The organism is Erwinia sp. HR93 (genome assembly GCF_034555055.1).
GTDB classification, from domain to species: Bacteria; Pseudomonadota; Gammaproteobacteria; order Enterobacterales; family Enterobacteriaceae; genus Apirhabdus; species Apirhabdus apintestini.
In genome coordinates, this window is record NZ_JAXUDP010000002.1 from 115,419 (window position 1) to 126,615 (window position 11,197).

Genomic DNA, 11,197 nt, shown 5'->3' on the forward strand with positions numbered 1-11,197 from the left:
ATGAGTCTCCGATGAGTTTTGATACAGCCAAATATCCGACACTGGCGCTGGTAGACACTACCCAGGAACTACGCCTGCTGCCAAAAGAAAGTCTGCCAAAGCTGTGTGATGAACTGCGCCGCTATCTTCTGGATAGCGTTAGCCGTTCCAGCGGGCATTTCGCTTCAGGGCTTGGCGCGATAGAACTGACCGTTGCGCTGCACTATATCTACAATACGCCGTTCGACAAACTTATCTGGGACGTCGGACATCAGGCTTACCCGCATAAAATTCTGACCGGACGCCGCGACCGCATTGGCACCATCCGCCAAAAAGACGGGCTGCACCCCTTTCCGTGGCGCGACGAAAGCGAATATGACGTCCTTAGCGTCGGGCACTCGTCAACCTCAATCAGCGCAGGTATTGGTATCGCCGTAGCGGCGGAAAAAGAAGGTAAAGATAGGCGCACGGTTTGCGTTATCGGCGATGGCGCGATCACCGCCGGCATGGCCTTTGAAGCCATGAACCACGCTGGCGATATTCGCCCTAACATGCTCGTTGTCCTTAACGATAACGAAATGTCTATTTCGGAAAACGTTGGCGCACTAAATAACCACCTCGCGCAAATCCTTTCCGGCAAGTTTTATTCCACCCTGCGGGAAGGCGGGAAAAAAGTCTTCTCCGGCGTGCCCCCCATCAAAGAGCTGCTTAAACGTACAGAAGAGCACATTAAAGGCATGGTGGTTCCCGGCACTCTGTTTGAAGAACTGGGCTTTAATTACATCGGCCCCGTTGACGGACACGATGTTCTGGGGCTGGTCACGACCCTTAAAAATATGCGCGACCTGAAAGGCCCACAATTCCTACACGTGATGACGAAAAAAGGGCGCGGTTACGAGCCGGCGGAAAAAGATCCTATCGCCTGGCACGCGGTGCCTAAATTCGACCCCAGCGAAGGGCGATTGCCGAAAATCAGCGGCGGGTTGCCGGGTTACTCAAAAATTTTTGGTGACTGGCTGTGTGAAGTCGCGGCTCAGGACCCACGCCTGATGGCTATTACCCCGGCGATGCGTGAAGGTTCCGGGATGGTTGAGTTTTCACGCCAATTTCCGGACCGCTATTTTGACGTTGCCATCGCAGAACAGCATGCGATCACATTTGCCGCCGGGCTGGCCATTGGCGGCTATAAGCCTGTGGTCGCTATCTACTCAACGTTCTTACAGCGCGGCTACGATCAATTCATTCACGATGTCGCTATCCAGTCGCTGCCGGTACTGTTCGCCATCGACAGAGCCGGAATCGTCGGCGCCGATGGTCAAACGCACCAGGGTGCCTTCGATCTTAGCTTCCTGCGCTGTATTCCAAATATCGTGATTATGACGCCGAGCGATGAAAACGAATGCCGTCATATGCTATGGACCGGTTATCACCACGAAAGCGGCCCCAGCGCGGTGCGCTATCCGCGAGGCAGCGTCCGCGGTGTAGCCCAAACGCCGCTGGAAAAGCTGCCTATCGGTAAAGGCGTTATCCTCCGCGAAGGCGAAAAACTGGCGCTGCTTAACTTCGGCACGTTGCTGGCAGAAGCGGAGCAGGTCGCTGAAAATCTGAACGCCACGCTGGTTGATATGCGCTTTGTAAAACCGTTGGATGAAGCGCTGATTCTGGATATGGCGCAGCGCCACGAAGCGCTAATCACCGTGGAAGAAAATGCCATGATGGGCGGTGCGGGCAGCGGCGTGAATGAAGTTCTGATGGCGCATCGTAAACCGGTACCGGTACTTAATATTGGGCTGCCTGACTATTTTATTCCGCAGGGCACCCAGGAAGAGGCGCGAGAAGCCTGTGGCTTAGATGCCGCTGGCATGCTGGCGCGCGTTCGCGCCTGGCTGGGCGCCTGATTCCGATGATATGGGGCGAGCCTGCGCGCTCGCCCCGCCTGTTTTCTTAACTATTGCGCCTGATTTCGTGTTGATAACAAAACGGCAGGCCGCTTTGCCTTGATTGCGTTTTCTAATTTAGCGAAGCGCCAATTCTCTACGGTGCGTTTTATGAGCACCACTTACTTCAGCCGGTGTAGCGGTTCACAAAAAGCGCGAACGCGATTCAAAAAAGATGCGACAACCTGAATTGTCGCATTTTAACTGAACTACGCCACCGTCGCCGGTTCGGGTTTCGGATATGGCTGAACATGAAACAGCTTCGTGTTTAGTCTCTTTCTTGCCCGCTTGTTGATGAATCGGACGTATCTAAACTGCTTAAATTTGTGCACTGTTGCACGCTCTCGGTTAGCCCTCAGATGCCGTCCTCGCTCACCAGAACGATTCACAGCATTCATTGCTATCTCGTGATACCACTCGCCGTCCAGTTCATAAAACTTCGTATAGTGACTTCCTATGAATTCAAAGTTAGACGCCTGGTAGACCACACCGGCACGTCCGCAGCGCTCATCCGCGAAAGATTGCACCCACTGGACAGATGGATGGAGCTGCTTTATTGCCTTTAGCGAATAGCTGATTGCGCGTGATTCTGAGTTACGAGGCATACAGTCATGCAGCCACATCCGATTGAGCTCCATATATTCCCTGTTACCCGTTCCCAGCACTACCCGACGCCCGCTGTTTGGGTTCATTGCATAGCCGAATTGCAACACACCAACAAGATCGCGACCAGAGAACACCCCCAGATGCAGGTATGAATTATTAACGAAACGACCGGAATAATGTTTTGCAACAACAATAGCTCTTGCCAGCCAGCAGGGGATGGTTTCGACCCTTAACTCGTGCGAGCCGTAGCCAACAACCTGACCGTCATAAATGACCGGCTCAGGCTTCGTTAGTACGCGTGATTTGTTCTCTTTTCCCACTATTTAGCTCCGTGGGATGCTCTGCGGCATTCGAGATTGATACGAGGCGTTTACAGCGCGGGCATTTGACTTCAACGCGATTAAAAACACCTTTGAACAGTAGTTTATTGCAGTTCTTACAGCGGATTTCTTGCATTTTTGCCCCCCGTTATGACTTAATGGGGGGCATTTTATTTACGCCTGTTAGTTGGTGGGGTTTACTATACCATAATTGATCGATATCACCGATCGATTAACGAGATATTGATCGGCGCAATTGCTTCATTCGGGCGCTTCGGGCCATTCTATATCGGGAGCAGCGCTTGTATCTACGCGGTTCAGCAATACCCGGTATTTTTTCCATGCTGCCAGCAACGCAGTTTCTTCATCGGTGGCAATGCCGAGATCAACCGCGTCCTGTAAAGGTGCAATTTTTGTTGCTGCAACAGCCAGCAGCGATGACTTTTTCGCCTCGGCAGCGGCAATTAGCTCATCATGAGTAGGCGCTGGCTGGTCACCCCACGCCGGTAACCCATCATAACCCGTTACCATGATTTTCCCTGCCGGAGCCGGATTGGCGCAAAATTCCTGGTAGATTTCATAACTAACAGGCATGGCGTCATTCGGCCATATCCCTGCGTCTTTGTAATCACTGATTAGCGACTCAGGAAATAGCAGATTTTTTGATGCGCTGTAGTAATACTTTTCCATCTTCATATTTAATACCCTATAGCCTCAAAATACGCACCTGATGCCCCATGATTATCCCAGTCGGCACATAGCGCCACCCTCATCTGAGAATTACTGATAGCTATCCCGTATGCTGATAAAACATCATTCGCCGAATTCGCTGCCTGAGAGCGTGCTGACACTACGAGCGATTTGCACCCATTCGGAAATGGAATAGGGAAGTTTGCAGTAACAACACTGTTATCACCCACACTAACTATTCCCCATTGTTTGATAATTCCGGTATCACCACATTTCCACCATCCGTTAGTAGATTTTGAGGCACTATTAGGTTTGCCATAGCTCCCTTTTGCCTGATAGCGGCTATCGAAATTCCCGTAGTTTCCGGGTATCACTTGCTCCGGCACCGTCAGTCGACCGCCGTTCTCGGCTCTGAATGACATGATATAACTCTGACCACCAGACCCAAGAATCTGCACATTCCATGATATTTGCTCTGTGGTGGATGTCGTAACTCCGGTTGATACAGCATATGAATATGGTTTGGGGCCGCTGCTTATCATTATTTTCTGTTTAACGGCAGGAAAATAATGACTGGACGTTTCCTGGAACGCGTATGTTTGCATTACCGGTGCGCCGGAATTGTACTGACTGGTCCAGGAGCCCTGCCCCACAGTTGCTACATTTAGCTGCCCAGACATTGTTCCGCCAGCAGTTGGCAATACGCCAAGTTCGGCAGGTGTCGGCTTATTGCGCTCATCATAGACACGCGACCATGCTGTCCAGTTTCCGCCATAGTTTCCCCTGCGATATTGGCGTGGACTATTGTTATTGGAGCTACTGTATTCAGTATAAATCTGTGTTACAGAGGCATCCTTTAACACTAAAAGAGAGCCTGCACTTACTGAAGGGTAATTCTTGCCACTCGCAGCACTGGCGTTGGCGGGCTGGTAATAAATACCTGGTATTGTATAACTGTTTAAATCGGCGCTGGCAGGAATTAACACTGCCTGAAGATTAAAAATATCCTGCGACGTAACATTAACATTACCTGTCAGGGAATGACCATTAACAGTCGTGGTTTTCGGAACACCATTCAGATTATCCAGCGCGATTTTCTGCGCCGACGCACCTTTATCTTTAATCTCACTCAGCAGATTATCGCGCATCAGCGCATTCTTGTTAACGATAGCCTTAATCGCTACTGCCAGTTGATTTAGCTGTGTTTTGGCTGGCGAGATACCACCTTCAGTCAGAACGTTTAGTAGTTCTGACTGAACGATATTAAACCAGTCCTGCCCCGGCCAGCTCGGAGACTGATTTCCAGCCCCCTCAGTAAACCAGCGAGTGGTGTTATCCTGCATGGCGCCGACCGCAGGCATTGACGAAACGCCGCTGTTATTGTCCAGGTGAAACATAATTATTCCTCGTCGGGATAAATAAACTTAAAAATCTGGTGAGCCGGTTTATATTTTTCCAGCAGACATTCCAGCGCGCCGGAGTCATAAACCCGCAGCGGCGTTAAACAGTTATCCAGCACGGTAGCATTGCGGTAGCTGACGCCGTTTTTAATATTGACGTTGGTGGTATATTGCCCCTCGTCAGAATCCGTTAATTCAACGTCATAACCATACTGCGCTGCCAGTTCCTCATAGAACGGTCGGCACAGGCTACCCACCATTTTCAACTTGTTATCTGCCGCAAGCTGGCGGGTGTTTATCGTGCCGGTTTCGCTTGTGCAATCTGGTAGCCCCAGAAACCGCTCCCAGTCCGCAAGCAGCAGCGTTGACGTTATCGGAAACCGTTCATCCAGCATCCGGGTAGCCACACTATCGGCGGTTTTCAGCGAGTCAGACAGCGCTCCGGCCAGCGCGGCCAGCCTGCCGGATGGCGCCTTATTCCATGCCCGACCCACCGGCAGCAGTTGCAGAAACGCAGTCTGATACGGCGTCAGGTATTCAGCCTGATCGCGTTCATCAATCTGCATATCGTTATCTACAGCCATGTGATATCACCCACGGTCAGCAGTTCGGTTGCTTCGGAATACAGCACATCATCAGCGGGTGCGCGCAGCTTAAAGTCGGTCAGGCCCGAAACTTTAGCGATAGCCCGAATAATATGAGACTGTGCGAGAGAGCCGCCCGGCTCCGATTCATTATAAAACAGCGATACCAACGCGCTTTTTACGGCGCTTTGCATGGCTTCGGTATTCGGCGAAATTAATATTTCCATATCCACCGGTTTAGGCGTGGCTGCAAATACCGTAATAATAATACCGTCCGGCGCACCGACAATTAACCCTGTTACCGGGTCTTTGTGTGAATAGATATATTCCGCAACGCGGGTAATATCCGCCGCCTCGGGAAATATGTTGTCGTTATTATCCATAACGAACGTCACGCCCACCGTGCCGCCGCCTTTCCAGGTTGGCAGGCACCAGGCGCGGGTCACGCCGGTGCATTCGCGCGCCCAGCGCACATAATCGTATTTGTTGCCACCGAACGGCGGATACTGGACACGAAATTCCAGCCGGGCCAGCAGCTCGCCAACGCTTTCAATATCCGCACCACCGACGATCCCCGCAGTGGTGATACCCTGCGCGATAACGTATTCCAGCGGTGTGACCAGTGTCAGCGCCGTGCCAGCAGCAAGGTTGCCACCGGCACCGGCATTAATCGCCGTGAGAACGACATCCAACGTTCCGGCAGCACCTGCGCTTGCTGCTTCGGTGTTGATATACAACTCGCCGTCAGCGCGCTGCCAGCGCGTATTAGCGGGGATGGTGACGGCATCCGTCACTGTCATTGTGACCGTGCCACTGGCCGCGGTCGCCTGCTTACGGCGCACACCCCAGTGCTGGCAGTGTTTCAGCAGTTCGGCCTCGTCGGCATCACTGGCGATAATCTGGCGGCTGACCCATGCAACATGCTCATGAACGCCCGCCGCCAGCCCGGCGTTAGCATAGGCCAGCGCCCCGAGGGTCGTTTCATTGGCCTGCGGCCAGGTGCCCGGCAGGCGCTGCTGAATGTTCTGTTCGGTGCGGGCAATCATGTCAGTGAGGCCCGGCGCTTTATACGGCATTTAAACCCCGCTAAAAGTTGCTTTAAACGTAAACGGATGGATGGCCCCATCAGGGAGCGTTAACTCTACTTCCAGCAGCAATATTTCCTGTCCGTTCTGTCGGACACGGCTCGCGTATACCGCGATTTTTGTCACACGCCCGGCACTTTTCAGCCACTGCAACGCCTCCAGTGCGTACGCCGCCGCTCTGCCCAGAACGGACTGGAGCGTCTTCTCACGCGAGAGCAACCACAACCGTGACCCGATTGGCCTGTCGCGATAGCTGTCACCCCACCACCCGCGACGGTCGCCGTCTGTACCGGGCAGCTCGTCTGAATCCTGCGCCCTGCGGTCAGTAAACAGCGAAATAATTACCGCCGTCGTCAGCGTGTTGTCGGTGAGCATATCAATACCATCCGGCACGATATCCCCGAGCCCGTTGTCCCAGACGATTGCAATATCTGTCGTCATTGCATCGGCCCCGTTGTGCCGCCGCTGTCGCCCTTGTGGGTGTGCTTGTCGGTCGATTTGCCGTTAATAATCGCGTCAGGCGCCGTGATATTGCTCTTAAACTGGCTCTGGCCCGTGACGGCCAGTCCTTTCTGAATCTCCACGTCGCCGGTAATGACGGTTTTCGGGGTATCCAGCGTCACGCTCTCGTCGGCGTACACCTCGACGGTTTTACAGGTAATAATCAGCCGCCCGTCCTTTGTCAGGCGCAGCCTGTGACCTTCGTAGTGATAAAGACCAGTGTCGCCTGCTTCCAGCCCCACAGGGCGATAGCGGCGGTCTTCAACAACCAGGGCGACGGCATGGTCGCGGTCAGCCCCGACACAGCCAATAATCGCCTCAGCCCCGGCGAGCGGGACGCTAATCAGCCCGTAGTTCTGGAGGCGCTCAACATCGTCCGGGGTTTCGTCATCGAGCATCGACACCTGCACGTTCTGCGCTTTCAGCGAATCATTGACCATATTCACCACGGCGCGGCCCAGCATCAGGCGTACACGGCGCATAACCGGGGCCAGCATACGACTCAGAGTCATATCATTCATGGGCGTTTCTCCGGGTGTTTGCGGTAATATTCTTCGACCAGAGCATCAACGCCGCCGCTGGACTCCGCTTTTTTGTTCTTACGGCCTTTGCTGTCCGGCTCAACCGGCACCAGGTACGCATCACGCGGCCCGAGGGTAAGTGTGGTTGTCAGACCGTCCCGATCGTCGAGTGACAGCACGGCCTTGCTGACCAGCAGCGGGCCGGTTGCGATGCCGAATTTTGATGCGTCGATATCAACCAGCACATTAGGCAACCAGATACTGTCGTCCCGGCGCTGCCAGCCATCCACCTTTGCCTCAAATTCAATCGACTTTGCCAGGCGGCGACGCTGCTCACGAACAGCGCGGGCGGTGGCCGTCTGCCCGGTGGTTTTGCTGTCAGCCAGAATAATTGTCGGGCGGTAGCGGGTAACCTCCGGGTCAGTGGTGCTACCTTTCTGACTGGCGATAGCGGCGGCTGTCTGCGTGTCGCCGGTTTTGCCACTGGCACGCCCGTGACCGACCACCCGGTACTCGCTGAACCGGTCACGAAAATCCTCGTTATAGTCCAGCTCCAGCAGGTTCTCGCCCAGCACCAGGGTATCGCTGTACGCCGCATCGGCATGGGTGAAAACCAGATCGCCTGCGGCATTGGTTGTCATCAGTACGCCACGGGCACGGGCAGCACGCCCCAGCGCCTCGTAAACCGTCTCTGAATAATCCAGGGTGAATGACGGAAACGGGGCCGCAGATTCGCTGTCCGTCAGATCCCAGCGCACAGCAACGCCGTAGGGCGCGGTCAGGTCGCTGGCTATCTGCTGCAACGTCCGGTTCTTCCACTGACCGCCTTTGTAGACAGCAGCGCAGTCCACCAGGTCAGCGGTTTTATCGCGACCGGTGATGGTGATTTTCATGCTGTCTGCCTGCATCTGGCGACGGCGGCCATCGGTGTAACCTGTAATAACCACGCGATCGTCAATCGTCAGCGTGAACGGCTTACCCGGCGCCAGTGACGACAAATCCGTTTCGACCTGAACGTTAACGCCCAGGTCGAAATAGCCGCTCAGGGACTCAATCGAGCGGTTGATCGTAATCGACGTCCACCCGGTAAAAATTTTGCCGTCCACGCGCAACGCAACGTCATTCATCAATCACCTCGATATCCACACCACCCGGCACAAACAGCGGATTATCCACACCGTTACGCCGCGCCAGCCGCTGCCACTGCTGCGCGCTGCCGGTCTGACGGTACAGCGTCACCAGCGCGGGTTCAGTTCGGGCCAGCCGGACAGAACTCACACCTGACAGGCGTAGCCCGCGATGGCGTAAATCCTGCACCGTCAGCAGGCGCAGGCGGGTAATTGCAGCGCTGTCTGTCGCATAACCGGAATCTGCCGCCGTCAGTGCCGCCGCATCGAGGGCGTTACCGATATCCACGGCGACCCGCTCAATATCAGTCCGGCTTTCAAACTGCGGCCAGTCGCTTTCAATCACGCTGCCGGTACTCTCTGAGGTTACCGCCGTTGAGCTGGTCGCTGGGATTATTACGTCTGACACACTGGCAGCAGAGGCGACCGAGCTGGCCGTGGTAGCGTCAGCGGTCAGTTGCGGCGCATGAGGGGTAACGTCCACGCTGTCGGCATCGATGGCCTGCGTCAGCACGCCAGAGGCCGCTGCCGCCTGTCCGGCCAGCGCGCCGGTACTGGCAACGTGGAACAACACGGCCACATTGCTGACGGCTGCGTCAGGGATATGGCTGACATCAACAGAGGCCTGGCGTTTGTTGAGGTGCACGCCCAGGCGCTCGTAGGCACGGAACGCATTTGAGGCGTCGCAGATACCGGACAGACCATCGAGCGCGCCGAGGACGTTTGCCGCCAGCAGCGCGGGGGCGTTCAGCATCCCTTCGGCGGAGCCTTTTACCGCCGCCACGGCGCCCAGCAACTGATTGACGTCATCGAGCACGCCGATATTCTCCACGGCATCATAAATATCATCAAAAACGCCGGTGATGGCGTTCAAAACGGCGGTGGCACCGGCTGTACCTTCCTGCACGGTTTGCCAGGCGCCGGTCAGCGTATCGCCCAGGCTACCAAACAGAGAATCTTTCTGGTTGGCGACGGCGTTTGCCGTGTTCTGCGTGGCCTGCGGTGCGTTGTCTGTCGCCGCAGGGTATACGGTGATCGTAAACTCATAAATATTCAGTTCGTCGGCGCTGCTGCGGCATTCGAACGAGTCCACCATCACCTGCTGAGTGCCAAATTCCGGGTGCACCAGTTCGGCGCTGCCCGCGCCCTCCAGCGCATCAATCAGGGCGTCGCGCTGCGTGCTGGCGCTGTTGCCGAGTACAACGGCGGTAAACGTCCGCTCACGCAGTTTGCGCCCCAGGTCGTTGGCGCCGCCGGTATCGCGCAGCGGGTACTCTCGTTTAACGATGCGCCGCCCGCCGCTTTGCTTCTGCTCGCGGTACACCAGGAACGGCACCCCGCGCAGGCTACCGGTGCCGGTGACAGCCCCCCGCAGACCGAGGGAATCACGGGCGCTGTTAATCGTGGCGACTGTACTTTCAAACATACGTTAAAACCCCGGAATAAAATTGGAGCCGGTGTAGACATTCAGCCCCATCCCTGACTCGTTAACGGTCGTGCTGGTCAGGCGCAGACCATCAGCCAGCTCGACCTGAAGCCGGGCATTTGCCTCGACTTTCTGCTCCTGTGGTGGTGGCGGTGTCTGGTCTTTGCTGTCCCATTTGCTGTACATGTCAGCCACAAAACCACCGAGATAGTCACCCACGACGCCGCCCAGCGTGGCACCGGCGACCGTTCCCAGCGGCCCGGCCAGAGAGCCGATAGCACCGCCCACCCAGGCGCCCGCTGTACTGCCCACGGCACCGCCTTTGTCGTGAAGACTGGTATTCTCATCGAGCAATGTGGGGGCCAGCATTGCAGCACTGAGCGCAGGGCCACCCAGACGGCGGGCCAGACCGCCGCCCGCCTTGCCGAGCCAGCCCAGCGCCTTACCACCTTTTGATGCAATCCGGCCCACAGCCGTACCGCCCAGCCACTTACCCGCAGAGCCGAGCCAACCGCCCACAGACTTACCCGCACCGGACAGCACATTCCCCGCACCACTTAACATCCGGGAAAAGATCCCCGCTTTCTTCGGTACAGCGGCAGGGAGTGACGGCGATACCGGAACGCGACGGGGTCTGTTTCGTCCCGGGCCGCGCTTACGTTTCCCTTCGCCTGTGTAAACATCACCGCCACCCATACCACCAACAGGCCAGTTAGTGACAAAAACCTGCTGTACTAACTGAGGATTGGGAATCACACCCGGCAGGCCCGGAGCACTGCCGCCATTACGGCGGTTACGTAGCCATTTGTAGCCACGATACGGGGATGTAGCGACGCTCCACGTCGGGCGCACAATGGCGGCACCCATGCGTGCCGCTTTGTTCGCAAGCCAGATACCGCCGATAACTGCCGCCAGTTTTTTGAGACTGACGATGTTATCGTCCACCCACGCCAGCGCTTTTCGTCCCGCACCCAGGGCGCTCCAGGCTTTACGGGCGCCGCTCTGAATCGCGTCAAACGTT

At 55.7% G+C, this 11,197-nt stretch carries 11 protein-coding genes and 1 pseudogene; 1 reads left to right on the plus strand and 11 read right to left on the minus strand.

Annotated elements, in window-relative coordinates; genetic code table 11:
- Nucleotides 1-11: 11 nt before the first annotated feature.
- Nucleotides 12-1,877, plus strand: coding sequence for a 1-deoxy-D-xylulose-5-phosphate synthase (dxs, locus tag SFA31_RS18950; RefSeq protein WP_322839519.1), 1,866 nt, complete (start codon nt 12-14; stop codon nt 1,875-1,877).
- A 248-nt stretch (nt 1,878-2,125) separates the two neighbouring features.
- Here dxs and SFA31_RS18955 read toward each other — a convergent pair whose 3' ends face one another.
- The 11 genes and pseudogenes from SFA31_RS18955 to SFA31_RS19005 all read right to left on the minus strand — a co-directional run.
- Nucleotides 2,126-2,842, minus strand: coding sequence for a protein mom (locus SFA31_RS18955; RefSeq protein ID WP_322839520.1), 717 nt, complete (start codon nt 2,840-2,842; stop codon nt 2,126-2,128).
- Nucleotides 2,802-2,978: a Com family DNA-binding transcriptional regulator gene (locus SFA31_RS18960; RefSeq protein WP_322839521.1), complete on the minus strand. Its 177-nt coding sequence runs from the start codon at nt 2,976-2,978 to the stop codon at nt 2,802-2,804. Before SFA31_RS18960 ends, SFA31_RS18955 begins: the two co-directional genes overlap by 41 nt.
- Nucleotides 2,979-3,103: 125 nt before the next feature.
- Nucleotides 3,104-3,538: a tail fiber assembly protein gene (locus SFA31_RS18965; RefSeq protein WP_322839522.1), complete on the minus strand. Its 435-nt coding sequence runs from the start codon at nt 3,536-3,538 to the stop codon at nt 3,104-3,106.
- Nucleotides 3,539-3,540: 2 nt separating this feature from the next.
- Nucleotides 3,541-4,137 carry a gp53-like domain-containing protein gene (locus SFA31_RS19130; protein ID WP_416208367.1) on the minus strand — a complete coding sequence of 199 codons (597 nt, stop codon included), beginning with the start codon at nt 4,135-4,137 and terminating at the stop codon, nt 3,541-3,543.
- 794 nt (nt 4,138-4,931) lie between these two features.
- The gene (locus tag SFA31_RS18975) at nt 4,932-5,516 is read right to left on the minus strand and encodes a YmfQ family protein (protein WP_322837668.1); all 585 of its coding nucleotides are present in this window, start codon (nt 5,514-5,516) and stop codon (nt 4,932-4,934) included.
- Nucleotides 5,507-6,592: a baseplate J/gp47 family protein gene (locus tag SFA31_RS18980; protein ID WP_322837667.1), complete on the minus strand. Its 1,086-nt coding sequence runs from the start codon at nt 6,590-6,592 to the stop codon at nt 5,507-5,509. The genes SFA31_RS18975 and SFA31_RS18980 overlap by 10 nt, the downstream gene beginning before the upstream one ends.
- Nucleotides 6,593-7,042: a phage GP46 family protein gene (locus SFA31_RS18985; RefSeq protein ID WP_322837666.1), complete on the minus strand. Its 450-nt coding sequence runs from the start codon at nt 7,040-7,042 to the stop codon at nt 6,593-6,595. It abuts the gene before it with no gap.
- Nucleotides 7,039-7,623, minus strand: coding sequence for a phage baseplate assembly protein V (locus SFA31_RS18990; RefSeq protein ID WP_322837665.1), 585 nt, complete (start codon nt 7,621-7,623; stop codon nt 7,039-7,041). The genes SFA31_RS18985 and SFA31_RS18990 overlap by 4 nt, the downstream gene beginning before the upstream one ends.
- Complete coding sequence (locus SFA31_RS18995; protein ID WP_322837664.1) at nt 7,620-8,750, minus strand: phage baseplate assembly protein; 1,131 nt, start codon at nt 8,748-8,750, stop codon at nt 7,620-7,622. Before SFA31_RS18995 ends, SFA31_RS18990 begins: the two co-directional genes overlap by 4 nt.
- A complete protein-coding gene (locus SFA31_RS19000) occupies nt 8,743-10,176 on the minus strand; it encodes a DNA circularization protein (RefSeq protein WP_322837663.1) in 1,434 nt (477 codons plus the stop codon). Before SFA31_RS19000 ends, SFA31_RS18995 begins: the two co-directional genes overlap by 8 nt.
- 3 nt (nt 10,177-10,179) lie before the next feature.
- Nucleotides 10,180-11,197: pseudogene (locus SFA31_RS19005) on the minus strand (hypothetical protein); the annotation flags it as partial.

Coding starts and splice junctions, on each gene's coding strand:
- SFA31_RS18980 (WP_322837667.1), bottom strand. CDS start 6,592: ATGCCGTATAAAGCGCCGGGCCTCACTGACATGATTGCCCGCACCGAA.
- SFA31_RS18985 (WP_322837666.1), bottom strand. CDS start 7,042: ATGACGACAGATATTGCAATCGTCTGGGACAACGGGCTCGGGGATATC.
- SFA31_RS18965 (WP_322839522.1), bottom strand. CDS start 3,538: ATGAAGATGGAAAAGTATTACTACAGCGCATCAAAAAATCTGCTATTT.
- dxs (WP_322839519.1), top strand. CDS start 12: ATGAGTTTTGATACAGCCAAATATCCGACACTGGCGCTGGTAGACACT.
- SFA31_RS18975 (WP_322837668.1), bottom strand. CDS start 5,516: ATGGCTGTAGATAACGATATGCAGATTGATGAACGCGATCAGGCTGAA.
- SFA31_RS18990 (WP_322837665.1), bottom strand. CDS start 7,623: ATGAATGATATGACTCTGAGTCGTATGCTGGCCCCGGTTATGCGCCGT.
- SFA31_RS19000 (WP_322837663.1), bottom strand. CDS start 10,176: ATGTTTGAAAGTACAGTCGCCACGATTAACAGCGCCCGTGATTCCCTC.
- SFA31_RS18995 (WP_322837664.1), bottom strand. CDS start 8,750: ATGAATGACGTTGCGTTGCGCGTGGACGGCAAAATTTTTACCGGGTGG.
- SFA31_RS19130 (WP_416208367.1), bottom strand. CDS start 4,137: ATGCAAACATACGCGTTCCAGGAAACGTCCAGTCATTATTTTCCTGCC.
- SFA31_RS18960 (WP_322839521.1), bottom strand. CDS start 2,978: ATGCAAGAAATCCGCTGTAAGAACTGCAATAAACTACTGTTCAAAGGT.